We start from the raw sequence: 23,902 nt of genomic DNA, 5'->3' as shown, positions 1-23,902 counted from the left end.
GAAGTTTAATCGCAGTCTGCCCCGTTGCCCAGAAAGTTTGAACATGGAAAAACAAGCGGAACTTCTCATCCGGGCCGCCCTTCATGACATGGCCAACGTCCTCGCCGGCATCCAGGGGGTTCTGGAACTGGCGGATCCCGCCCGGCCCCTGGGCACCCGGGACAAGGACCGCCTGGACGCCGTGGTGGAGGAGGGCATGGCCACGCTGGTGCGGGCCCGCCACCTGGCCATGGGCACCCTGCCCGAAGCCGGGCTCCAGGAGGGCCCGGACTGGCGCGCCCAGGTGCTGGACGAACTCAAGGCCATGGGCCTCCTGTTCAAGTGCGAGTTCGTGCTCACCTTCGAGGACCGGGGCGGTCCCGACCGGTGGCCCGGCGCCCTCCTGCGTTCCTACGTGCGCTCCGCCGTGCGCCAGGCCCTGCCCTACGCCCAGGGGCACGTCCTGAACCTGCGGTGCGCGTCCGAACCCTCCGGCTGGTCCATCCGCATGGATCCCGTCAGCCTCCTTCCGGAAGGCCTGGTCTTTCTGGCCGACGATCACCCGGGCGACATCACGAGCCGGTGGGCCAAGACCGCGGGACAGGCCCTGGGCGTGACCCCGACCTGCCAAGATGGAATCCTGTCGCTGCAGGTTCCCCGACCTTGACCCCTTCGCCCGGCCCCAGAAAGAAACGCGATCACCGGCTCCGCACCCGGCTGGACGAACTCCACGACCGGTACGTGGGCCAGGCCTCCCTGGCCCTGGACCCCCTGCTGATCCCCCGCCGGTACCCGGGCGCCGCGGACCGGGAACTGGCGGCCTTCGTGGCCGCGCACCTGGCCTACGGCCGGGTGGCGCCCATGCTCACCGCCATCGAGGCCGCCCTGGCGCCCCTGGGGGACCATCCCGCGGCCTGGGCCGCGGAGCCCGGGGCCCTGGACAGGCTCCGGGCCGCCCTGGGGGGCTGGGCCTGGCGCTTCCACACGGGGGAGGACCTGGCCCAGTGGATCCTCGCCTGGGTGCGCCTGGACCGGGAATCCGGGGGCCGGGGCCTGGAGCCCCACCTGGTCCCCGGGGACGGCGCCACCGCCGACCAGCGGCTTTCGGCCCTGGTGCTGCGCCTGCGCCGGGAGCTGCCGGAGACCCCCGGACTGAGATTCAATCTGCCGGACCCCCTCCAGGGCGCCGCCTGCAAGCGCTGGCGCATGTTCCTCAGGTGGATGGTGCGGGACGAATGGCCCGACCTGGGCCTCTGGCGGGACTACCCCCGCGGGGACCTGGTCATGCCCCTGGACACCCACGTGGCGCGCATCTCGGGGTTCATCGGCCTGGCGGGGCGCAGGACCCCCGACGGGAAGCTGGCCCGGGAGATCACCGAGGCCCTCAAGGCCATGTGCCCGGAGGACCCCCTGCGCTACGACTTCCCCATCGCCCACCTGGGGATCCTGGGGGACTGCCCCGGGGTGAGGCGCCTCCCGGGATGCGCGGCGTGCCCCCTGGTGGACCTGTGCCGAGCGGGCGGGTGATCTTGCTCAAAAGTGGGCCGGCCGGGTGGGGTTCGGGCCCCTATTCGGTTTAGACTTAGGAGAATCGAATTAACGATAGGAGTGTCTTGTGTTGATCCTGGTCCTGAATGCCGGCTCGTCCTCCCTGAAGTTCAACCTGGTCGATATGGAGGAAGAGAAGACCCTGGCGGAGGGCATCGCCGAGCGCATCGGCATCTCCGAGGGCTTCATCCGCTGGACCATCCAGGGCGAGAAGGGGCGCCTGGAACTGGACATGGCCAACCACAAGAAGGCCCTGGCCGCCATCATGGAGCAGCTCAAGCACACCGTGCTGGGCGAGGACCAGGACGTGGACGCCGTGGGGCACCGCGTGGCCCACGGGGGTCCCAACTTCGGGGATTCGGAGGTGATCACCCCCGCGGTGCTCAAGGAGATCGAGGAGCTGGCCTTCTACGCCCCCCTGCACAACCCGGCCTCGGCCTCGGGCATCCGCACCGCCCAGGAGCTCTTCCCCGGCGTGCCCCAGGTGGCGGTGTTCGACACCGCCTTCCACCACAGCATGCCCGAGTACGCCTACACCTACGGCCTCCCCTACGAGCTCTGCCAGCGCCTGGGGCTCCGCCGCTACGGCTTCCACGGCACCAGCCACCGCTACGTGGCCGAACGCACCGCCGCCCTCATCGGCAAGCCCCTGGAGGCCTCCAAGATCATCACCTGCCACCTGGGCAACGGCTCCAGCATCACGGCCGTGCACAACGGGCACAGCGTGGACACCTCCATGGGCCTCACGCCCCTGGAAGGCGTCGTCATGGGCACCCGCAGCGGCAACCTGGATCCGGGGGTCCTCACCACCCTCATGGAGCAGGAGAAGCTGGACGGCCCCGCCCTCTCCGCCCTGCTCAACAAGAAATCCGGCCTGCTGGGCATCTCCGGCGTGTCCTCCGACTGCCGCGAGGTGGAGGAGGCCATGGACAAGAACAAGCGCGCCAAGCTCGCCCACGACGTGCTCTGCTACGGCGTCCTGAAGTACGTGGGCAGCTACGCCGCGGCCATGAACGGCGTGGACGCCATCTGCTTCACCGCCGGCATCGGCGAGAACTCCCCGGGCCTGCGCAGCTGGATCTGCGACCGCCTGGGCTTCCTGGGCGTCGCCATCAATGAGGAGATCAACGGCACCCGCAGCAAGGCCGATCGCTTCATTTCCACCCCCGATTCCAAGGTGGCGGTGGTGGTGGTGCCGACCAATGAAGAACTGATGATCGCCCGGGAAGCCAAGCGTCTGACCTCCAACAATTAGGGCCTGTTCGGAATCTGTGGACAAGGATGGCTTATACCCGATCCTCCCGGGGTAGGGTGCCTGGAAGGTGGGTGTCCTGGCAACGTACGAACCTGGTGCGCCGGAGAATCCAGGCGAAAAGATGAAACGCTGGGGCGCAGAGATCTCGCTGGGGCGCTGGGGGTTCAAGGCCGGGTGTGAACGACCCGGCGGGTCCCGCCATCCTTGAGGGGCCAGGCGCGAACGTTCAAAAGCAGGCCGCCCTCGAGACCGGAGAAACGCACCTTCTTTTCCCAGCGCCCCAGCGAGTCCCCAGCGTCCCAGCGTTTGAGTTTTTCGATGGGCCTTCCGATCCGCCCAGGACAAGCCGTTTTCTAAATTGTTAAAGGTTTTTCTGGCGGCCTTCACTTGGGTTTGCCGACACCCCAGCCCCCACGGGCCATTCCCCGGCAATTCGGGCCCGTTGGCCGATTCCCCCCCCGTGGCTGCCGAATGGACGGTTCCCTGCCCCCTAAACGGGGGCAGACTTGGCCCGTAGTTCAAACAGTTCCAAGTTCATGGATACGTGGGAGAGGTCATGAGAAAGCTCTGGTGGATCGTCGGCGTCGCGGGCTTCGTGGTCGCGGGCGGCTTGCTCGTGGCGGCCAAGAGCACCCACAAGCCCAAGGGGAACCAGGAAACCCCCTTCCGGCTGGGCAAGGTGCAGGCCGAGGACCTCCAGGTGAGCGTCCGGGAAGTGGGCGTGGTGGATCCCTTCGTGAAGGTGGACATCAAGTCCACGGTTTCCGGCCGGGTCCTCTCCTACAAGGTGCGCGAAGGCGACATGGTCACCGCCGGCGAGGTGCTGGCCGAGGTGGAGCCCGACGTGAACCAGGCCCAGACCCTCTCGGACGTGCAGGGCAGCGTCTCCACAGCCAAGGTGTCCTTCCTGAACGCCGACAAGGACTTCAAGCAGCAGGAGGCCCTCTACAAGGACGGCCTCGTGTCCGAGCAGTCCTTCCGGGCCTCCCGCACCGTCCGGGACATGGCCCAGGAGACCCTCAAGTCCGCCCAGACCCGGTACCAGATCGTGGAGGACCGGGGCATCCCCATCGCCGGCAACGCCTCCACCCAGCACGCCAAGGTCATCAGTCCCATGAGCGGCATGATCATCAAGAAGGGCGTGGAACTGGGCGACACCATCATGTCGGGCGTGAACAGCTTCAATTCCGGAACCGTCGTCTACACCGTCGCCGACCTCAAGTCCCTGATCATCAAGGTCAACGTCAACGAGGTGGACGTGGCCAAGGTCCAGGTGGGCCAGCCCGTGCGCATCACCCTGGACGCCTTCCCCCAGCGGACCTTCAACGGCCGGGTGCGCTTCGTGTCCCCCGCCGCCGAACTCGTGGACAAGATCAAGGTCTTCAAGGTCGAGGTCAAGCTGGACGAGCTGAGCGAGGCCTACCGCACCGGCATGAGCGCCAATGTGGAGATCCTGGGCGAGAAGCGCGACAAGGCCGTGAGCGTGCCCCTGGAGGCCCTGCAGCGCCGCGATGGCCAGACCGTCGTCTTCCGCCTGAAGCCGAACCTCGCCCCCGAGAAGATGGCCGCCGCCAAGGAAGGGCTCTCCGGACGCTCCAAGTTCGTGTGGCTCTCGGACCACTGGCGCGACTACTTCGACGTGGTCCCCGTGAAGGCCGGCATCGCCACCCTGGAGCGGGTGGAGATCCTCTCCGGGCTGAACAAGGACGAGCAGGTCTGCCTCGAGGACCCCACCCGCAAGAAGGTGGAAAAGGACGAAGACAACTTCTAGCTGGAGCCGCCATGCCGCTCGTCATCGAAACGCGGGAGATCAAGAAGGTCTTCGGCGCCAACGGCACCGCCGTCCATGCCCTGCGCGGCATCGACCTGGAGGTGGAAGCCGGCGAATTCATCGCCCTCATCGGCCCCAGCGGTTCCGGGAAATCCACCCTCATGGCCATCCTGGGCTGCCTGGACCGCCCCACCGCCGGAAGCTACGAGCTGGACGGCCACCCCGTCCAGGGCCTCTCGGGCTCGGACCTGGCCCGCATCCGCAACACCAAGATCGGCTTCGTTTTCCAGGCCTACAACCTTCTGCCCAAGGCCTCGGTGGTGCGCAACGTGGAGCTGCCCATGCTCTACGCCGGCGTGGGCCGCAAGGAGCGCCGGGCCCGGGCCCTGGAGCTGCTGGACCGGGTGGGCATCGCCGACAAGGCCCTGAAGCTCCCCGGGGAGCTCTCCGGGGGCCAGAAGCAGCGCGTGTCCATCGCCAGGTCCCTGGCCAACCGCCCCACCATCCTCCTGGCCGACGAGCCCACCGGGGCCCTGGATTCCCACACCGGCGCCGAGATCCTCGAACTCTTCAAGGAGCTCAACCGCCAGGGCAACACCGTCATCCTCGTCACCCACGACCTGGGCATCGCGGCCATGGCCCAGCGCAAGGTGGAGATCCGCGACGGCCTCATCGCCACGGGCGCGCCGGAATGAGCGGCTCGGGCGCCTTCCGCGAACGGCTCCTGGAATCCTGGGTGGAGATCCGGGAGAACCTGGGCCGCTCCGTGCTCCAGGCCCTGGGCGTGATCCTGGGCGTGGCCTCGGTGCTGGGGGGCTTCTCCATCTCCGACAGCCAGCGGGCCCAGAGCGACCGGCTCTTCGTGAAGCTGGGGGGCCTGGACAAGCTCAACGTCCAGCCCAACGCCATCGTCAAGGACGGCCAGGCCACGGCGCTCCAGACCGCCAACCGCGGCCTGCGCAACGACGACGCGGAGGCGGGGTCCGACCTGGACACCAAGGCCGTGGCCGGGGTGAGCGTGCGCAAGAATGCCCGGGCCCGCACCAAGTCGCCCTACGCGGACCAGGACCGCCAGCTCACGGGCATCGGCGCGGACTTCATCCCCATGGAAGGCTACGCCGTGGCCACGGGCCGCTCCTTCAGCGCATCGGACATGGACCAGGGCGAGGCCGTGGCCATCCTCGGCGCCGAGGCGGCCCAGACCTTCTTCCCGTCGGGCGACGCGCTGGGATCGGTCCTCACCATCGGCGACATCCCCGTGACCGTCATCGGCACCTTCCAGGAGCGCGTGTTCCGCTTCAGGGAGGGCCAGGGCAACATCTTCCAGTGGCGCAACCGAATCATCGCCCTGCCCTCCTCCTTCGTGCAGAAGCGCATGCAGGGCGACCAGTACCGCCGCACGGACCGGGTCACGTTCCGCCTGCCCGAGGTCAACGCCATCCAGGGCTTCGCCAAGAACCTCACCGCCTTCCTCAAGGCCAGCCACCGCCAGCAGGAGGACTTCCGCCTGGACGACGTGGCCGCGCGCATGGCCAAGCGGCGCAGCCAGGGGGACGTGTACAACATCATCTTCCTGCTTTCGGGCATCCTGGCCCTGCTGGGCGGGGGCATCGTGAACGTGAACATCCAGATGGCCTCCCTCAAGGAGCGCGTGCGGGAGGTGGGCGTCAAGATGGCCATCGGCGCCTCGGGCCGGGAGGTCTTCAAGGGCTTCATGACCGAGGCCCTGCTGCTGACGCTCCTGGGCGCCTTCCTGGGCCTGACGGCGGGCGTCCTCTTCTCCTGGTCCATCACCCTGAGCCTGGGCGTGCCCCTCTACATGCGGGCCTCCAGCTTCGTGTGGGCCTTCCTGCTGGCGGCCGTCTTCGGCTTCGCCTTCGCCCTGTATCCGGCGTGGAAGGCCAGCCGGCTCTCCCCCATGGAGGCGCTGCGCTATGAGTGAATCGACGACGCCCGTGGCCGCCCGGGGACTGGGGCACCAGGCCGCCCTGGCCTGGGAGGTGGTGGTCAGCGGCCTCACGGAGCTGTGGGCCCACAAGATGCGGTCCATCCTCACCCTCACGCTCCTCATGCTCGGGGTCTTCGCCCTGGTGGTGATGACCTCGGTGCTGGACGGCATCCTGGACAAGATCGGCACCGGGTTCTCCGGCATGAGCTGGGACGGCACCCTCGTCATGGCCCCCAAGACCCCCGAGACCTCCGACGAGCAGAAGCGCTTCGCCATGAGCCCGGGCCTGCGCATGGAGGACGTGCCGCGCCTCACCGCCCCCTACGACAAGGTGATGGCCTTCATGCCCCGGTCCGTGAAACAGACAAGCGTGCGTGTGGCCGGCGGCAACGAGCGGATCATGGTCTCCGGCAACGTGCCGGACTACATCCCCGTCATGAACCGCAAGATCGCCTCCGGCCGCGGCCTCACGGAGGACGACCAGAAGCGCCGCTCCACGGTGGCGGTGCTGGGCGCCAGCCTGGCCTCCAAGTTCCTGGGGGGCGCGGACCCCGTGGGCAAGGACATCATGGTGGACGGCATCCCCTTCCGGGTGGTGGGCGTGCTGGCCCCCCTCATGATCTTCAACGAGGACTCCTGGGTGGACGCCAACGGCATGCTCATCCCCCTGGAAGCCTACATGGACCGCCTGGACCCCACCCACAAGCTGGCCCAGCTGGGGGTGAAGCTCAAGGCCAAGCGGGACGCCAAGGACGTCACCGCCCTGGTGCTGGGCCGGGCCAAGCAGGCCCACCACGGCATCGAGGACGTGGAGATCCTGGACCTGGACGCCGAGGCCGCGCGCTCCTGGCAGAACTTCATGCAGCAGATGCGGGGCTGGACCATCGTCCTCATGAGCCTGGCGGGCACCGTGCTCCTGGTGGGGGGCGTGGGGGTGCTGTCGGTGATGCTCATCTCCTTCTCGGACCGCCGCTACGAGATCGGCCTGCGCAAGGCCCTGGGGGCCTCGGACCAGGAGATCTTCGTGCAGTTCCTGCTGGAAGCGGCCGTGCTGGCGGCTCTCGGCGCCCTGACGGGCACACTGGCAGGCGCGGCCCTGTGCAAGGCCCTGTCCGCCAACTTCCCCTACGGGCTGGTGGTGAATATGTATGGCCTTCTCATGGCCTGGGCCGTGGCGCTGGCCCTCTCCCTGGTGTTCGGCATGTATCCGGCCTTCCGCGCCATGCGCCTCAGCCCCATGGAAGCCATGCGCTGATCATGGGAGCCGGAGACGGGCTTCCGCTGCGACCTTGACGCAACTCCGGTTTGACCTACCTTGGCCTCGGTTTACCAGCGAGGGCACGAACGTGACCCCCCATCGGACCGGCGCGCGCACCCCATCCATGCGGGGCGGCCAGGGCGCGTACCCATGGACCGGCCGCCCCCGAGGAGGCGAAATGAGCACGATGCAAGCGACCCACAACGGTGTTTCCGTGGACGAACTCACGGCCCTCATGGACAAGGTCAAGGCCACGCCCTCCATGGGCAAGCTGCAGTTCAGGTCCAAGTCGAAATGGATCAACGGCGCCCATTCCCAGAGCACCTTCGATTCGCACTTCGCGCTGGGGAAGGAACACAAGCGCGCCACCCCCATCTTCCTGGAGGGGGACGAGCCCGCCACCCTCCTGGGCACCGACGTGGCCGCCAACGCCGCCGAGGCCGCCCTGCACGCCCTCACCAGCTGCCTGAACGTCACCTACGCCTACAACGCAACGGCCATGGGCATCGACATCCACAGCCTCAGCTTCGAGCTGGAGGCCGATACCGACCTGCGGGGCTTCATGGAGCTGGACAAGAAGATCCGGCCGGGGCTTTCCCAGATCCGGGTGAAGGTGAACCTCACCTGCAACGGGACGCCGCAGCAGGTGAAGGAGCTCCACGAAGCCGTGGCGCGCACGTCGCCGCTCATGGATACCTTCAAGAACCCGGTGGAAATCAAAATGAAATACTAGTTCATCCCCTTCATCCCTTTCATCGCCCTTCATCCCCGTTCCGCAGGGCCAAGGCATGGATGGGTCTTCAGGGACAGGTACTGACCGCGCCTACCTAATCCATCCCCGGCCCTGCTGGAACAGGGATGAAAGGGATTAAGGGGAAAAAGCAGGATGATGCCGGGCGCTACCTTCCGGGATCGGCGGCGTCCGCGTGGGTGGGACGGAACGCGACGCCGGCGAGTCCCTTGAGCAGTTCCCGGTGGAAGGCCTCGGGGTCCTGGTACTGGGGGGCGTGGCCCAGGGCGGGGAACTCCACCAGCCGGGCTCCGGGGATCAGCTTCGCGGCGCGCCGTCCCAGCTCGGGGTAGTGGCCGATGCGCGCGGCCACCTCGGGGGGGGCGGCGTCCTTGCCGATGGCGGTGGTGTCCTTCTGGCCGATGAGGAGGAGCGTGGGGACCGCCACCTTCCCGAATTCGTAGAACACCGGCTGGGTGAAGATCATGTCGTAGATCAGGGCGGAATTCCAGGCCACCCGTTCCCGGCCGGGGCCCCGGAAGAGGCCCGCCAGCATGGTCACGGGGGCCTCGAATTCGGGGCGCCACTGGCCGGCGTAGTAGGTGGCCTGCTCGTAGGCGCGGATGCGCTGGGCGGTGACGCCCCGTTCCCGCTGGTACCACTGGTCCACGGACAGGGACGGGACCCCTTCGGCCTTCCAGTCCTCCAGGCCGATGGGGTTCACCAGCACCAGCTGGTCCACCTCGGCGGGGAACATCAGGGCGTAGCGCACCGCGAGCATGCCCCCGGTGGAGTGGGCCACGAAGGCGGCCTTCTTCACGCCCAGGGAGGCCAGGAGGGCCCGGGTGTTCCGGGCCAGTTCCTGGAAGCTGTACTGGTAGTGGGCGGGCTTGGTGGATTTCCCGAAGCCGATCTGGTCGGGGGCCACCACCCGGTAGCCGGCCTTGGCCAGGACCCGGATGGTGGCCTCCCAGGTGCCGGCGGTGAAGTTCTTCCCGTGGAGGAGGACGACGGTGCGGCCATTGGGCTTTTCCGGGGCCACGTCCAGGTAGGCCATGCGCAGGGCCTCGCCCTGGCTGGTGAAGGCGAAGCGCTGGACGGGGAAGGCGTACTCGAAGCCCTCCAGCTCCGGACCGTACACCGGCTCCCGGGGCGGTTCCGCGCAGCAGAAAGCCGCAACCAGGCAGAGCAGGGACGCGCGAATTGGGATCATACTGGATCCTCCCACGTCCAACCTCACCCCGGAGGCCCGCCATGTCCACAACAATCCGCATCGCGTCCATCCCTGGGGACGGCATCGGCAAGGATGTCATGGTCGAGGGCATCCGGGTCCTGGACGCCGCCGCCACGAAGTTCGGTTTCCGCATGGACTGGAAGCACTTCGACTGGTCCTGCGAGTACTACGCCAGGCACGGCGCCATGATGCCCGCCGACGGCATCGACCAGCTGCGGGACTTCGATTCCGTGTACCTGGGCGCGGTGGGCTTTCCGGGGGTGCCCGACCACATCTCCCTGTGGGGGCTGCTCATCCCCATCCGCCGCGAATTCGATCAGTACGCCAACATCCGGCCCGTGTACCTCATGCCCGGGGTGAAGTCCCCCCTGGCGGGGCGGGAGCCCGGGAGCATCAACATGATGATCGTCCGGGAGAACACCGAAGGGGAGTACGGCACCCAGGGGCGCTTCGAGAACAGGGGCACCGAGGACGAGCGCGTCATCGGCGAGGCCACCTTCACCCGCAAGGGGGTGGACCGCATCCTGCGCTACGCCTTCGAGCAGGCCATGACCCGCGGCCGGCACGTGACCTCGGCCACCAAGTCCAACGGCCTGGCCATCACCATGCCCTACTGGGACGAGCGCTTCGCCCTCATGGCCCGGAACTACCCCGAAGTGCGCACGGACCAGTTCCACATCGATATCCTCACGGCCCAGTTCGTGCGCAACCCCGACTGGTTCGACGTGGTGGTGGGCTCCAATCTCTTCGGGGACATCCTCTCGGACCTGGCCCCGGCCTGCGCGGGCACCATCGCCATCGCCCCCTCGGCCAACCTGAACCCCGAGCGCATCCACCCCTCCATGTTCGAGCCCGTGCACGGCTCGGCCCCGGACATCGCCGGCAAGGGCATCGCCAACCCCGTGGGCCAGATCTGGGCCGGATCCATGATGCTGGACCACCTGGGCCAGCCCGAGGCCGCCGCGGCCATCATGCGCGCCATCGAGACCGTGCTGGCCGAAGGCCCCCGCACCCCCGACGTGGGCGGCAAGGCCACCACCGTGGAAATGGGCAAGGCCATCGCCAGCGCCCTCTGATTGGAAAAACCCGGATATTCGCGGCCGGGGCCGTAATTGGCCTTGGCCGCGCTTTCGTACGGGGGTAGGCTTGAGGACTGGGCCCGGATGAGGCCCTTTGGGAGTCGTGTCGACACATGAGCAAGCAGCGCGGCCTTGGAAGCCTGGCGGACCTCGCCAAGATCCTGGAAGAAGCCTCCGATCCTGAATCCGATCATCGGGAGGATAAGAGGGAGTTGAAACCCAAGCCCACGGCCACGCGCAAGGGGGGCGGCGTCAAGCAGGTGCGCGTCCTGGATCCCAAGCGCAAGCTCTGGTACGAGAAGCGTCTCCGGGAACAGGCCGAAGCGGCCACCGAGAGCGTCGAGACCCCCAAGGGCCCCGAGCGCGTCCACACCCCCGGCATGACCAAGGCAGCGGCCACCCGTGTGGGCGGCAGCCTCCTGGAGAGCCTCGCCAACGCCGCCAAGGACGCCAAGACCAAGAACGAGGGCGGGAAGAACCGCGCCGAGGCCTGGCGCCGCAAGCCGGGCGACCCGATCTTCTAGGAGCCTGTCCAAGTAATATTCGGCCCGTCCGGGACCCGGGCCCTTCGGGCCGGTTCGGTCATTCGGGGGACAGGGCGTTCCGGTAGGTTTTTTCGACCTCGAGGGCTTTTTCCCGGAGTCCCAGCAGGCGCAGGGTCTCCGCGAGGGGTTGGACCAGGGCTGGCCCCATGGCCTGCCACTCCGGCCGCTGCCAGGACGGGAGGCCCCTTCCGACGGTGGCTGAGCGGGCCTCCCAGGCCGCGCCCAGCCACCGGGCGAGTTCGGGGTAGTTGCGGTCCCGGCGCAGTTCTTCGGTGACGGCCTGGAGCACGTCCAGGGGGAGCTGGCCCATCCAGCGCTCCTCCGGGGTCCACAGGACCAGGGTCCGGGCCAGGGCCACCACCGAAGGGCGGTCGGGGTGGAAGCGGGCCCAGGCCAACCAGGCTTTCCAGGGATCCGGAGCGCTGGGCCAGGAGCGCAGCAGCCGCTCCAGGCCGGGCAGCACCTGCTGGGCGGACCACTGCCAGAGGGCCGGGTCGGGCTTCCAGGCCGCGTCCGGGCCGAAATCCAGGCCGTAGGGGGAAGAGCCCGACATCCCCGGCAGGTGGGCGGCCCGGGCATCCTCGGCCAGGAGGGGCTCCAGGCGCTTGTCGGGCATGCGGGCCTTGAGCAGGCCCAGCCGGGCCTGGCGCGCCCCCAGGTGCCCGGGGTGGCGTTCCAGGATCCCGTCCAGTTCCATGAGCTTGGACGGGCGCTCCCGCTGGAGGATGCCCGCCACCAGGGCCGGCGCGGGGCACCGGGTGCCCGAGGCCACCGGTGCGTCTCCCAGGAGGAGGGCCCACCGGGGCTCCGGACCCCACCCCATGCGGGCCCTCAGGGCCTCGGCCGGGGCGGGGGCCAGTTCGGTCCAGCCCAGTTCGGCCGGGGACCACGGAAGCAGGGCCCCGGAAGCCCGAAGGGCTTCCCAGTCCCGGCGCCAGGGGGGAGCCCCCAGCAGGGCCAGGCGCGGCGGCGGGGGCAAGGGCGGCCGGGGCGGCCGGGGCCGGGCGGGCTCCTTCAGGGCCTCCCGGATCGTGGGGTCCCCCAGGGCCTTGGCGCCGAGGAGGAAGCCCAGGATTCCATCCAGGCCGCCGTCGAGCCCCCAGAAGCGCGCTTGGTTGACCGCATCCCGGGCCTCCCGGATCCGGCCCAGCTCCACCAGGGGACGGGCTTTCCAGGCCTCGATGTAGCCCCTGAAAAGGCACCGCTGCTCCCAGCCCTCGGCCGAAAACCACGCGTCCTCGCGCAGACCCAGGTCGTCCAGGAAGGCCAGCATCCCCAGCCAATCCTTTTCGACCGCCAGGGTGTTGAGGCACCCCCGCACGAGGCCGAAGGACGGCCGTTCCAGGTCGCGGATCACCACCTGCCCGGGAAGTTCGCGCAGGGGCCGCCCCGCCAGCACCCGGAGGCTGGGCAGCCATTCCTCCATCGGGAAGCCCCTTCCCCCCTGGGCGAGGGTCCCTTCCAGGTCCGCGGCGAGCCGGGCACACACCTCCCGGATCCGGGGGGAGGCCTGGGCCCCCTCCATCACCAGGGGCCCCGCCGCGTTGAACCAGGTCCTCCACCAGCCTTCCACGGAAAACGCGCCTTCCAGGGCCGACGCCACCTCCCCGAAGACCTGGTCCGCCAGGCGCTCCGCGGCTTCGGGATCGGCTTCGGCGAAGGCCATGGCCTTCCCGGGGAAGTCCAGGGATTCGGCCCCGGATCGGGAGGCCCTGCCCTGGGCGGCCAGGACGAGCATGTGGGCATGGGCCAGCCGGTAGGCCCGGTACAGCTCCTCCCACCAGGCTTCGCCGTTTTCCGGATGCTCCTTCAGGAAGGCCCGGCGCGCCTCCCAGCGGGGCACCACGCCCTTTTCCCGCAGGGCGGCCAGGACCCGGGCGCCGTACCCGAGCCCGAGGCCGGCGTCCAGTTCCCCGCCCCGGGAATCCACCAGGATCCAGCCGGGGCCGGTGCCCCAGCCGTGGTCCTTCCAGAGCCCCGCGGCGGCCCGGGGCCCCAGGGGGATCCGCGGTGCCTGGTTCTCCAAGCGCAGCCGCAGGGCGTCCTCGTCCCACAGGGCGGCCAAGGCGGCCGTGTCCTCCTGGCGGACCAGGACGGCGCAGGCCCCCGGATTCAGGCGCCGGAGGGCCGCTTCCACCGTGTCCTGGGCGCGCGCAGGGCCGGGCAGCAGGCTCACCAGGGCCAGGGCACGAAGCGCTTTTTGCATGCCCCAGTCTACCGCCGGAGGGGGATTCCCGCGGTGCCCAGAAGGTCCTTGAAGGCCCCGGGCGGCATGAGCCCGGCGGGGTAGGCGATGCCGTCGGCCCCGCTGGCCAGGGCCTCCGCGGCCCGCGCGGGGTCGGCGCAGCGCAGGAGGATGGGGGTCGGCAGGTGGGCCGCGCCGGCGCAAAGGCCGGCCATCCCCGGCCCCTCGCCGTCCAGGAGGATCTCCCCTGCCCCGTCCAGGGTCCGCAGGTCCTCCAGGGTGGTGGATCCGCCGGCCTTCAGGAGGGCGGTGACGCGGGCGCGGCCGAAGCGCGCCGCCTCCAGGGCTTCCAGGTCCCCCAGCACCACCCGGTCGGCCCCGTCCTCCAGGGCCTCCCGGATCTCGCCGGCGTCGGCGAAGGACGCCTCCAGGGCGAAGGGGATGAAGAGGGTCCGGGCCACGTCCAGCATCCAGCCCCGGCGGAGGCGCCGGCCCCGTTCCACGAAGAGGATGCCGTCGGCGCCCTCCAGTTCCAGGCGCCGGGCCCAGTCCGCGGGGGCGCCCAGGTCGGCGGCGTCGGCGGGGTCCACCACGCGGCCTTCCTGGACGAGGAGCGTGGGAACCACGCGCCGGGCGTCCATCAGTTCGACCCCGGGGGGGCGGCGGGGTATTCGCCCAGGCCGGCCAGGAGCTTTTCCAGGAAGGCCAGGCCGAAGGACCCGGACTTTTCCGGGTGGGCCTGGAGGCCCAGGGTCTGGCCGCGCATCTCCAGCACCGAGAAGGGGCGGCCGTGGACGGCGGTGTGGAAGGTGAGGGTGCCGGGTTCCAGGGCGTGGGTGTGCTTGAAGTACATCCAGGCCCCCCGGGCTTCGGGGATGGCGGGGTGGGACCGGTGCCGGGTGATGACCGTCCAGCCCTCGTGGGGGAGCTTGACGCCGGGGCCCAGGCTCCGGACGATGCCGGGGATGAGGCCCAGGCCGGCGCCCCGGGGGCATTCCTCGCTGCCTTCGGCCAGGAGGTGGAGGCCCAGGCCGATGCCCAGGACGGGCCGGCCCGCGGCGGCCATCTGGGGCAGTTCGTACCACCAGCCGCTGGCCTTCAGGGCGGCGCAGGCCGCGTCGAAGGGGCCGGAACCCAGGAGCACCAGGGGGCCCGCGGGGGCCGCGGCCCCGGGGCCGGGGGCCCGCAGGTGGCGGAAGCCCAGGTGGTCCAGGGCCCCCTCCAGGGTGTGCAGGGTTCCGGCGCCGGGCTCCAGGAGGGTGATCACCGGGCCGGGCCCAGGGCGGGGAGGAGGTCCTTGAGGCGGGGGGCCTGGAGGTCGCCCTCCCCGGCGATCCACTGGCGGTCGGGGCCCACGGCGGCGAACACCCACTCCACGCCGGGGCACAGGGCCCGGGCCTCCCGCAGGGCCGTGGCGTCGTCGCAGGTGTCCCCCACGAAGACCACCCGGGTGGACCGGAAGGCGTCGGCCAGCTGGAGGAGCCCCTCGGCCCGGGGCTTGCGCAGGTGGGGAGCGCTGTCGGCCACGGCGGGGATGCGGAAACCCAGCACCTGGAAGGCCAGGGTCAGCTCGTCCGGGGGACGCCCGGTGAAGATGGCCAGATCGCCGGGGAAGGCGTCCAGGTCCTCCCGGGTGACCATGGGGCGCTCCATGCGCCGGGTGCGGGCGTAGTGCTTCTGCACCACCTCCCGGCACCGGGGCTCCAGTTCCCGGATGCGGGGTTCCAGGTGGGGGAAGCCCTTGCCGGTGGCGTGCCGGAGCCCGTCCAGTCCCCCGATCTCGGCCAGGGCCAGGGCCCCGGCGGTGAGGCGGAAATCGTTGTTGAAGCCCCCCACCCGCTTGAAGGCGGCGAAGTGGTCGTCGTCCCAGGGGAGGTTCGGGGCCAGCTCCGCCAGGGCGGCCGCCACCGCCTCGGAAAAGGAACGGCCCGGATCGATGAGCACGCCGTCCACGTCCAGGGCCAGGAGCTGGCGGCCCCGGGTGGCGGTGGCGAAGGTCCCGGGGAGGGAACCCCCCGCCGCGCCCGCCAGGGCCGCCAGCACCTCCGGCTTGCCCAGGGCGCAGGCGCCCCAGGGGCCTTCCCGCAGCAGCAGGGCGATGCCGTGCCGGTCCACCGCCAGGCGCAGGGTGCGCGGCAGGCCCGGGGCGTCATCGTGCAGAAAGACAGCCAGGGGGGGGTGGGGCCGGGTGGCGGCGTAGGCCAGGAAAGCGTCCAGGCTCAGCAGATCCATGTGGTCCAGGGCCGGACTCCGATCCAGGTTCAGCCATATCTGTTCCTGGGGACCGCACTGGGAGGAGGCGTCCATGAGGGTGTTCAGCACGTCCCGGCCTTCCAGCCGGAGGGAGCGGCATTCGGCGCCCGCGGCCCGGATCCGGTCCCCCCAGGCGGCGCAGAGGGATTCGGCCACCCACACCCGCTGGGGGGTCCTTTCCCGCAGGAGGGCCTCGAGCATGGCATCCAGGGAGACGCCCGCCAGGGCCCCGCCCCGGGGCGCGCCCAGCGCCGCCGCTTCCCGAACCTCCACTGCGCCTCCTCCGGTAGCCTTCACCCCTCCAGCTTAGCCCAGGGCCGCGGGGACGGGTGCGGGGAAATCAGGCGGGGATGGGGTGGGCGGCGGGGAGCCCCTGGGCAAAAAGCTTCCGGGGCCGGGTTTCCGGCTCGGAATCCGCCCAGGTCCAGGCGGAGGGATCGGCGAGGATGGCCTTGGCCAGCGCCACGTGCACGGCGTGGCCGGCGCAGTGGGCCTCCACGAAGCCTTCCAGGGGCGCGCCCAGGAGGACCAGGTCGCCCACCAGGTCCATCATCTTGTGGCGCACGGCTTCGTCCTCGAAGCGCAGGGATTCGTTGAGGGGGCCCTCGGCCCCGAACACCACCGCGTTGTCCAGGCTGCCGCCCTTGGCGAGCCCCCGGGAACGCATGAAGGTGATGTCGCTCTCCAGGCAGAAGGTGCGGGCCAGGCCCAGTTCGCGCACGTACTTCTCGGCGGTGAGGGTCAGCTCCCGGCTCTGGCGCCCGATGTAGGGGTTGTCGTAGACGATGGTGTAGGCCAGGCGCAGCCCGTTCCAGGGGGATACGCGCATCCACTTGTCGCCCATGCGCACTTCCACGGGCTTGAGGATCCGCAGGGCCCGGGGCCAGATGGCCATGGGGCGGATGCCGGCTTCCAGGATGAGGCGCACCCAGGGCTCGGCGCTGCCGTCCAGGATGGGGAGCTCTTCGCCGTCCACCTCGACGGTGACGTGGTCGATGCCCAGGCCCGCCAGGGCGGAAAGCAGGTGCTCCACGGTCTGGAGGCGGATGCCGTCCCGGGTCAGGGAGGTGGCCAGGCTGCAGTCCCCCACGAACTCGGCCCGGGCGGGGATCTCCACGCCGGAGGGGGTGTGCAGGAAGGTGATGCCGGAAGCCCGCTCGGCAGGCCGCAGCACCACGGTGCAGGGAAGATCGCCGTGGAGCCCCCGGCCCGACAAGGTGGCGGGCTGGCGAAGCGTCTGGGCGTGGCGATTCCGGTGCATAAATTCCTCGACCGGAATAGAGCAAGAACCATGCCTTATCGTTATTGCATGAAATTAAACGACTTGATTTCCATTCGAGGCGCCCTGACTGTGGGCCGATCCACCACACCCTGTGGTCCCGGGGTGCCAGCGGTCCCAGTCCTCCGGGGTGGTCAGCTTGAGGTTGGTGGGGGGCGAGGGGACGAGCTTCACCCGCAGGCCCATGGCTTCCAGCAGGGACACATCGTCGGTGGCGGCGAAGCCCCTCGCCTCCGCCCAGCGGAAGGCCTCCCGCCAAAGGCCGAGCCGGGCGACCTGGGGGGTCTGGGCCCGGAAGATGCCTTCCCGGGGTTCGGTGCCCAGGATCAGGCCCTGGGCGTCCACCCGCTTCAAGGTATCGGTGGAGGGCTCGCCCAGCACCGCCCCGTCCCAGGTTTCCAGGGCGGCCAGCGCCCCGTGCACCGGGAGGGCGGGAGGAAAGGGGCGCACGGCGTCATGGATGAGCACGGGGGCCGAAGGCACGTCGGGCAGGGCGGCCAGGGCCAGGGCCACCGAGGCCTGCCGGGTGGCGCCGCCCGCCACGGCCCAGTGGGGGACGGGGAAGCGCCAGGCCCGAACTTCCGCCAGGCGATCCTCCGGCACGGCCAGGGCGATGCCCGCCAGGTCCGGCATGCCCGGGGCCAGGAAGGCCCTCAGGGTCGCCTCCAGGAGGGTGACGCCCCCCCAATCCCTGAACTGCTTGGGCGTGCCGCCGCCCATGCGCACTCCCCGCCCGCCGGCGGGGATCACCAGGAAGGGCCGTTCAGTTCTCACGGGTGATGAAGGGCTCCAGGCCCCGGTCCCGGAACAGCTTGGAGATGAGGTCCGAGGCCTTCTGGGCCTCGTCCTGGGTGGCGTAGCTGCCCACCCGCACCCGCTTGACGGTCACGCCGCCCCGGGTCCGGGCCTCCACCAGGTTCACGGGCCCCACGGCGGATTGCAATTCCTTGGAAATGCGGGCGATATTGGCGGGATCCGTAAGAGCGGCCACCTGGACCGTGTAGGCGTCGCCCACCATGGCGGCGGGGTCGATGGGGGCCGGCTTGCCCTTGGTGTCCACGGAGCGGATGCGCACCCGGGAGGTGCCCCGGCCGTGCATGCCCAGTTCCTTGGCCGCCTTCTCGGACACGTCCAGCATGCGTCCCCGGATGAAGGGCCCGCGGTCGTTCACCCGCAGGATGGCGCGCTTGCCCGTGTCCAGGTTCCGGACCTCGAGCTTGGTGCCGAAGGGCAGGGTCCGGTGGGCGCAGGTGAGGTCCATGGGGTCGAAGGTCTCCCCGTTGGCGGTGGCCCGGCCGGTGAACCCGTCGCCGGCCCCGTACCAGCTGGCCTCGCCGGTTTCGGTGTAGACCTTGGCGTCCGAATGTTCGTTAGGCTCATCGGCCGCCTCCGGCGCCTCCGCCTCGGGGACGGTGACCACCGGGGTGGCCTGGGGCCGGGTGCAGTGCAGGGAGAAGAGGAGCACCACCACCATGGCCGTGTAGCGGCTCAGGGAGCGGGCCTTTCGCAGGACGTTCACCTGGATCTGGAAGGGCGCCGTGACGACGGGGTGGCAGACCACCTGGATGTCTTCGATCCAGATGCTGAAATGCCTGCTCCAGTTCTGAGTGCACAGCGCATTGAAGTCCATGGTTCTCCGGAAAGATCGTGGGGTGGTTTCCAGCCCAAGCTTCCATAATAACCATTTTCCCCCATTTGTAAATTGACATCCGGCCGGCCGAGGTATCTAATTTACAAATTCCCCGCCTTATTCCAGTATGTTGCGTAATATACTGCAGAAAGTTTTCTACTGCTCCTTCGGGATTTCGGTGAAGCGGAAGACCCTGGGACGGTCCTTTTCGGCCTGGAAGGCGGGGGGGAGGCGCTTCGCCTCCCTCTCGGCCGCCTCCTTGCTGGGGAAGTTGCCGTAGAGGATCTGGTAGCAGGTCCTCCCGTCCCGCAGGGTCATGGGCAGGAGGAACAGGTCGGGCTTGCCGTCCCGGAAAAGGTCGGGGACCCGGCGGATGGTCTCCCCCTGGCAGGCGATTTCCAGGCGCAGGGAGAAGTGGCCGGCCGGCGCTTCCTTGACCCGCTGGGCGCCCTGGGCCACCGCCCGGGTCAGGTCGCCCTTGCGCAGGGCCTCCAGCCGCTCGGAAATGGAGGCGCCGATGGGTTTGGCCTTGGGCTCAGGCTTGGGTTCCGGCTTGGCGGCGGGCTTGAGCTCGGGTTTGGGCTCGGCCTTGGGCTCAGCTTTGGGGGGTTCGGCCGGCTCGGCCTTGGGGGGCTCCGGGGCGGGCGGCACGGCGATGGAGGGGGCCGGCTCGACCGGAGGCTTGGCGGGCTCCGCCTTCACCGGTTCGCCGGGCAGGGGCTTGGGGACGGAGGCGCGGCCCCGGCGGCGCATGAGGAAAAAGCCGCCCAGAAGACAAGCGGCCAAAACCAGGCCCACCACCGGCCAACGGAGGCTGGAGGAGGCCGGCATTTCCGGTTCGGGGGGCGGCAGTTCCTCCGGGGCCTCCCCCGGGGGGACCGTCAGCAGGACCCGGGGAGCCTCCTCCACCGCCTCGGGCAGGGGGGGCAGTTCCACGGAGGGGGTGGGGAGTTCGGCCTGGCCGGTTTCCGCGTGGACGTCCGGTTCGGGCGCCGGGTCGGGGATGCCGGGAAGCTGCAGGTTGTCGGGCAGGTACAGGGGTTCGGGGGCCGGGGGCGGCACCTCGTCCAGGGCCTGGGAAAGGTGCTCCAGGTTCGTGGTCGGCCTTGCGGCTTCCTGGATGGTCTCGAAGAGGGAGGGGGCCACTTCCGCCGGGGGCTCGGGAAGGGGTTCGGAGAGGGGCTCGGGTTCCGGGGACAGGGCCAGGTCCAGGGCCTGGCGGTCCACGGGGGGCATCTCGTGGAGGCGGGCCCAGCCCATCTCCCGCAGGAACAGGGCGAAGGCCCCCACCCGCATGGGTTCGGCCTGGGCCTCGCGGCTCAGTTCCAGCAGCGTGTGGGTGCCGTCCAAAAGGGAGGTCAGGCGACCGAGGTCCGGCGGCAGGGAGAGGTCCAGGAGGCTCCTGCCCTGGAGGACCACCACCTGGTTGAGGGGGCCCAGCAGTTCCAGGAGGGATTCCCGGTTCTGGATGGCCAGCATGCCGCCCAGGAGGAGCTGGGCCGTGTTCAGGGGCAGGCGGACCACGTGGGCGTCCAGTTCCCGGGCCTCGAAGACCGGTAGCACGTCCGGTTGGCCCAGGCAGCCGAAGATGATGCGCTCCACCTGGATCTTGGCCACGTCCAGCAGGTCCCGCTGGGTGATGAAACCCATCTCGATGAGGTTCTTGCCGATGCTGATGCCGGGCTTGAGGTTGGCCAGGGCGTAGTCCATCTGCGCCTGGGTGATGCGGCCCCGCTCCACCAGGATGGTGGTGAGCCGGTCCGCCAAGTGGGTGCTCTGGGCGAAGACGGTGTCGCCGTAGTCGAAATAGATGGTGCGGCTCGGCTCCTGGCCCAGCTTCCAGACCCCCGTCGCCCTGTCTCGGTACCGCCGGAAAAGATCCTGGAGGGCCAGCAAGCTCATCGCACCACCCACCTCTGAAGTTTCAGTTTGCCCGCCTTCACCAGGAGGGATTGGCCCGCGGCCAGGTCAACGGCCAGCCGGGGATCCTGCACCTTGACGCCGTCCAGGCTCACGGCCCCCTGCTGGATGAGGCGCTCGGCCTCCTTGCGGGAGGGGGCCATGCCCCGCTCCGCCAGGAGCTTGGCCAGGCTCTCGCCCCGGAAGGCCGCCACCTCCACCTCGGGGGCGTCGTCGGTGCGGCGCTCGGAGAAGCGCTTCACCCACCGCTCCTGGGCGGCCAGGCCCTCCTCCCGGCCGTGGAACTGCGACACGATCTCACGGGCCAGCCCCTTCTTGGCGTCCATGGGGTGGCCCTGCTTGAGGACCTCGATCTCCCGGGGCAGCAGGTCCGTGAGGAGCAGCCACCAGCTCCACATGTTCTCGTCGGAGATGCTCATGGCCTTGCCGAACTGGGTGTCGGCGTCCTCCATGAAGCCGATGTAGTTGCCCAGGGACTTGGACATCTTCTCCACGCCGTCCAGGCCCAGCAGCAGGGGCACCGTGAGCACCACCTGGGGGGGCTGGCCCAGGGCGGCCTGCAGGTCGCGGCCCTTCATGAGGTTGAAGAGCTGGTCGTTGCCCCCCAGTTCCACGTCGCATTCCAGGGCCACGGAATCGTAGGCCTGCACCAGGGGGTACAGCAGTTCGTGCAGGGCGATGGGCTCATTGGCGTTCATGCGCTTTTGGAAGTCGTTTCTTTCGAGCATCTGGGCCAGGGTGAACCGGCTGGCGAGGCGGATCCAGTCCTCGCCGTGGAGGCCGCCCATCCATTCGCTGTTGAAGCGGATCTCGGTGAGGGCGGGGTCCAGCACCTTGAAGACCTGGGTCTTGTAGGTCTCGGCGTTGGCCAGGACCTCCTCCCGGGTGAGGGGGGGGCGGGTGGCCTTCTTGCCGGTGGGGTCGCCGATCAGGCCCGTGAAATCCCCGATGAGGAAGATGACCGTGTGCCCCAGTTCCTGGAACTGGGCCATCTTGCGAAGGAGGACGCCGTGGCCCAGGTGCAGGTCGGGGGCGGTGGGGTCGAAGCCCGCCTTCACCCGCAGGGGCTTTCCGGCGCGCAGGCGCGCCAGGAGCAGTTCCTCCGTGTGGCACGTCACCGTGCCTTTCTTGAGCAGGTCCAGGGCATCCAGGGGAGAAGCATTTACCATGCAAGCATATTGGCTTATCCAGCCCATTTTCTCCAGCGGTTCAGTCCACCTGGATATCCGTGAGCCTGTCGTTCTCCAGTTCCACGGTCAGCGTGGCGCCGGTGGACATGCGCATGCTGACGGTGAGCGACTTGCGCCCGCCGGCGTCCCGGCGCCGGATGTTGATCCCCCCGGGGCCCTTGCCTTCGAAGAGCTGCTTGAGCTCGGGGCGCTTTTCGGGGATGTCGCCCAGCTTGCCCCGCCACTCCGCGGAGGCCTTCACGAAATCCTCCTCCGTGGGGTAGTTCTGGGCGAGGCCGGGGTTCTCCCGGTAGAGGGCCCGGGCCCCCTCTTCGGTGCGCAGGCTCCGCAGCTCGGTGTGCAGCTCGGCCCAGCCCTGGTCCAGCGCCTTGGTGGCCTTGCTGAAGACGATCCAGGCCATGGCCCCGATGGCCAGGAGGAAGCAGAGCATCGCCCCGCCGCAGCCGATGGCCACCTTGCCCAGGAGGGAAAGGCCCTTCTTGCGGGGTGGGGGTGCCGCTTGGTCCCAGGCGGAATCGGGCATGTCCAGGCTCCTACAGAAGATTGCTGGCCAGTTCGGCCATCCTGCTCCGCTCGCCCTTCACCAGGGTGACGTGGCCGGAGAGCTCCAGGTGCTTGAAGTGCTCCGCCAGGTAGCTGAGGCCGTTGCTGGAGGCGTCCACGTACGGGTTGTCGATCTGGAAGGGGTCCCCGGTGAACACGATCTTGGTGCCGTCCCCGGCCCGGGTGAGGATGGTCTTCACCTCGTGGGGGGTGAGGTTCTGGGCCTCGTCCACGATGATGTACTGGTTGGGGATGCTGCGCCCGCGGATGTAGGTGAGGGGCTCCACGGCCATGTAGCCGCCCTCCTCCAGCTGGGCGGGGGTCATGGAGGAGCGGCGGCGCTGCTCCATGTTGGCGGCCACGATGAAGTCGAGGTTGTCGTAGATGGGCTGCATGTAGGGCCGCAGCTTCTCGCTGATGTCCCCCGGGAGGAAGCCCAGGTCGCGGCCCAGGGGCATGACGGGCCGGCTCACCAGGAGCTTGTTGAAGCGCTCCTCGTCCACCACCTGCTGGAGGCCGGCGGCGATGGCCAGGAGGGTCTTGCCGGTGCCGGCCTTGCCCATGAGGGTGATGACCTGGATGGAATCGTCCAGGAGCAGGTCCAGGGCGAACTGCTGCTCCCGGTTGCGGGGCTTCACCCCCCAGGGGGGCATCTCCAGGCGCTTGAGGGGATGCACCCGCCCGTCGGAGGCGTAGAAGCGGCCCAGGGCCGTGTGGGTCTCGTTGGTGGCGTCCACCAGGGTCACGAACTGGTTGGGGTTCAGGGTCTGGTCCGCCTCGGGCAGGAGCCCGCCGTCAAAGAGCTGGTCCACCTTCACGGGCTCCACGGTCCAGGTGCAGGTGCCCGTGTAGAGCTCGTCCAGGGCCACGCGGTCGGTGGTGTAGTCCTCGGCCGAAAGGCCCAGGGCATCGGCCTTGATGCGCAGGTTGGTGTCCTTGGACACCATGACCACCTTCTCCTTGCGCGTGCCCAGCAGCGCCAGGGCGCAGGCGAGGATCTGGTTGTCGGCCTTGTGCTTGTCCAGGGTCGTGATGGTCAGGTCCAGGGGGTGGTGGGCCACGTCCACCTTCAGGGACCCGCCCCCTTCCAGGGGCACCCCGGCGGCCAGGTTCCCCCCGGCCCGGAGCTTGTCCAGCTGGCGCGAGACGTTGCGGGCGTTCCGGCCGATCTCCGTCTGGTCCTTCTTGAAGGTGTCGATCTCCTCGATGACCACGATGGGGATGACCACTTCATGTTCCTGGAAGTGGAAGATCGCCGTGGGATCGTGCAGGAGGACGTTGGTATCCAGGACGAACACTTTCTTGCTGGACGCGACCATCAAGGAACCTCCATCAGTTCGGGCTGCTCAGGTGAAGCCTAGCACTGTCCGCGCTTGGGAGTGCCGCCCAATTGGACGCTTGAAATGCCGGGCCGCGGCGCGCTAAGCTGATCGTCCTGTCCGACAGGACCAGCCGGTATAGCTCAGGGGTAGAGCAACGGTTTCGTAAACCGTAGGTCGGGGGTTCAAATCCCTCTACCGGCTCCAGATCAGCCCTCTCCGGAGGGCTTTTCAGT

Annotated in this window: 22 protein-coding genes and 1 tRNA gene; 11 read left to right on the top strand and 12 right to left on the bottom strand. The window is 69.3% G+C overall.

The genetic code is table 11. The features are described from left to right. Positions 1 to 43 precede the first annotated feature (43 nt). The 8 genes from R2J76_RS04720 to R2J76_RS04685 all read left to right on the top strand — a co-directional run bounded on the left by R2J76_RS04720 (position 44) and on the right by R2J76_RS04685 (position 8,492). Complete coding sequence (locus R2J76_RS04720) at positions 44 to 646, top strand: hypothetical protein (protein WP_316414651.1); 603 nt, start codon at positions 44 to 46, stop codon at positions 644 to 646. Next, positions 643 to 1,506, top strand: coding sequence for a TIGR02757 family protein (locus R2J76_RS04715; RefSeq protein ID WP_316414650.1), 864 nt, complete (start codon positions 643 to 645; stop codon positions 1,504 to 1,506). The genes R2J76_RS04720 and R2J76_RS04715 overlap by 4 nt, the downstream gene beginning before the upstream one ends. A gap of 88 nt (positions 1,507 to 1,594) precedes the next feature. Continuing rightward, positions 1,595 to 2,782, top strand: a complete 1,188-nt coding sequence (locus R2J76_RS04710; RefSeq protein ID WP_316414649.1) for an acetate/propionate family kinase — start codon at positions 1,595 to 1,597, stop codon at positions 2,780 to 2,782. A gap of 556 nt (positions 2,783 to 3,338) precedes the next feature. Next, on the top strand, positions 3,339 to 4,553 hold the full coding sequence (locus tag R2J76_RS04705) for an efflux RND transporter periplasmic adaptor subunit (protein ID WP_316414648.1): 1,215 nt from the start codon (positions 3,339 to 3,341) through the stop codon (positions 4,551 to 4,553). An 11-nt stretch (positions 4,554 to 4,564) separates the two neighbouring features. Then, positions 4,565 to 5,248, top strand: coding sequence for an ABC transporter ATP-binding protein (locus R2J76_RS04700; protein WP_316414647.1), 684 nt, complete (start codon positions 4,565 to 4,567; stop codon positions 5,246 to 5,248). Further along, positions 5,245 to 6,495 carry an ABC transporter permease gene (locus R2J76_RS04695; protein ID WP_316414646.1) on the top strand — a complete coding sequence of 417 codons (1,251 nt, stop codon included), beginning with the start codon at positions 5,245 to 5,247 and terminating at the stop codon, positions 6,493 to 6,495. The genes R2J76_RS04700 and R2J76_RS04695 overlap by 4 nt, the downstream gene beginning before the upstream one ends. Next, positions 6,488 to 7,756 (top strand): ABC transporter permease, encoded by a 1,269-nt coding sequence (locus tag R2J76_RS04690; protein ID WP_316414645.1) that lies wholly within the window; start codon positions 6,488 to 6,490, stop codon positions 7,754 to 7,756. The genes R2J76_RS04695 and R2J76_RS04690 overlap by 8 nt, the downstream gene beginning before the upstream one ends. 181 nt (positions 7,757 to 7,937) lie before the next feature. Beyond that, positions 7,938 to 8,492, top strand: coding sequence for an OsmC family protein (locus R2J76_RS04685; RefSeq protein ID WP_316414644.1), 555 nt, complete (start codon positions 7,938 to 7,940; stop codon positions 8,490 to 8,492). 166 nt (positions 8,493 to 8,658) lie between these two features. On the opposite strand, the gene R2J76_RS04680 is transcribed toward R2J76_RS04685, so the two are convergent. Further along, positions 8,659 to 9,702 (bottom strand): alpha/beta fold hydrolase, encoded by a 1,044-nt coding sequence (locus tag R2J76_RS04680; protein WP_316414643.1) that lies wholly within the window; start codon positions 9,700 to 9,702, stop codon positions 8,659 to 8,661. A 41-nt stretch (positions 9,703 to 9,743) separates the two neighbouring features. Between R2J76_RS04680 and R2J76_RS04675 the strand changes: the two genes are divergently transcribed. Beyond that, on the top strand, positions 9,744 to 10,799 hold the full coding sequence (locus tag R2J76_RS04675; RefSeq protein WP_316414642.1) for a tartrate dehydrogenase: 1,056 nt from the start codon (positions 9,744 to 9,746) through the stop codon (positions 10,797 to 10,799). Positions 10,800 to 10,915: 116 nt separating this feature from the next. Then, the gene (locus tag R2J76_RS04670; protein WP_316414641.1) at positions 10,916 to 11,326 is read left to right on the top strand and encodes a hypothetical protein; all 411 of its coding nucleotides are present in this window, start codon (positions 10,916 to 10,918) and stop codon (positions 11,324 to 11,326) included. 58 nt (positions 11,327 to 11,384) lie between these two features. Here R2J76_RS04670 and R2J76_RS04665 read toward each other — a convergent pair whose 3' ends face one another. From R2J76_RS04665 to R2J76_RS04615, 11 genes are all read right to left on the bottom strand, one after another. Further along, positions 11,385 to 13,553 (bottom strand): hypothetical protein, encoded by a 2,169-nt coding sequence (locus R2J76_RS04665; protein ID WP_316414640.1) that lies wholly within the window; start codon positions 13,551 to 13,553, stop codon positions 11,385 to 11,387. A gap of 8 nt (positions 13,554 to 13,561) precedes the next feature. Beyond that, positions 13,562 to 14,173, bottom strand: coding sequence for a HisA/HisF-related TIM barrel protein (locus tag R2J76_RS04660; protein ID WP_316414639.1), 612 nt, complete (start codon positions 14,171 to 14,173; stop codon positions 13,562 to 13,564). Then, complete coding sequence (gene hisH / locus R2J76_RS04655) at positions 14,173 to 14,799, bottom strand: type 1 glutamine amidotransferase family protein (protein ID WP_316414638.1); 627 nt, start codon at positions 14,797 to 14,799, stop codon at positions 14,173 to 14,175. The genes R2J76_RS04660 and hisH overlap by 1 nt, the downstream gene beginning before the upstream one ends. Beyond that, entirely contained in the window at positions 14,796 to 16,058 is a 1,263-nt protein-coding gene (locus tag R2J76_RS04650) for an HAD family hydrolase (RefSeq protein ID WP_316414637.1), read from the bottom strand. Before R2J76_RS04650 ends, hisH begins: the two co-directional genes overlap by 4 nt. A gap of 67 nt (positions 16,059 to 16,125) precedes the next feature. After that, on the bottom strand, positions 16,126 to 17,046 hold the full coding sequence (gene lpxC, locus R2J76_RS04645) for a UDP-3-O-acyl-N-acetylglucosamine deacetylase (protein WP_316414636.1): 921 nt from the start codon (positions 17,044 to 17,046) through the stop codon (positions 16,126 to 16,128). A 54-nt stretch (positions 17,047 to 17,100) separates the two neighbouring features. Further along, positions 17,101 to 17,838: an IspD/TarI family cytidylyltransferase gene (locus tag R2J76_RS04640; protein WP_316414635.1), complete on the bottom strand. Its 738-nt coding sequence runs from the start codon at positions 17,836 to 17,838 to the stop codon at positions 17,101 to 17,103. Then, the gene (locus tag R2J76_RS04635; RefSeq protein WP_316414634.1) at positions 17,828 to 18,694 is read right to left on the bottom strand and encodes a septal ring lytic transglycosylase RlpA family protein; all 867 of its coding nucleotides are present in this window, start codon (positions 18,692 to 18,694) and stop codon (positions 17,828 to 17,830) included. The genes R2J76_RS04640 and R2J76_RS04635 overlap by 11 nt, the downstream gene beginning before the upstream one ends. Before the next feature lie 156 nt (positions 18,695 to 18,850). Then, positions 18,851 to 20,596, bottom strand: coding sequence for a DUF4388 domain-containing protein (locus tag R2J76_RS04630; protein ID WP_316414633.1), 1,746 nt, complete (start codon positions 20,594 to 20,596; stop codon positions 18,851 to 18,853). Continuing rightward, complete coding sequence (gene tyrS, locus R2J76_RS04625; protein ID WP_316414632.1) at positions 20,593 to 21,783, bottom strand: tyrosine--tRNA ligase; 1,191 nt, start codon at positions 21,781 to 21,783, stop codon at positions 20,593 to 20,595. The genes R2J76_RS04630 and tyrS overlap by 4 nt, the downstream gene beginning before the upstream one ends. A gap of 40 nt (positions 21,784 to 21,823) precedes the next feature. Next, complete coding sequence (locus R2J76_RS04620; RefSeq protein WP_316414631.1) at positions 21,824 to 22,327, bottom strand: hypothetical protein; 504 nt, start codon at positions 22,325 to 22,327, stop codon at positions 21,824 to 21,826. A gap of 10 nt (positions 22,328 to 22,337) precedes the next feature. Beyond that, complete coding sequence (locus tag R2J76_RS04615; RefSeq protein ID WP_316414630.1) at positions 22,338 to 23,666, bottom strand: PhoH family protein; 1,329 nt, start codon at positions 23,664 to 23,666, stop codon at positions 22,338 to 22,340. A gap of 132 nt (positions 23,667 to 23,798) precedes the next feature. Here R2J76_RS04615 and R2J76_RS04610 point away from each other — a divergent pair. Then, positions 23,799 to 23,873, top strand: a tRNA-Thr gene (locus tag R2J76_RS04610). Positions 23,874 to 23,902: the final 29 nt, after the last annotated feature.

The sequence above is a fragment of the Mesoterricola silvestris genome, from assembly GCF_030295405.1.
GTDB classification, from domain to species: Bacteria; Acidobacteriota; Holophagae; order Holophagales; family Holophagaceae; genus Mesoterricola; species Mesoterricola silvestris.
The sequence above is the reverse complement of the archived record's forward strand: the minus strand, read 5'-3'. Positions and strand labels throughout refer to the sequence as shown.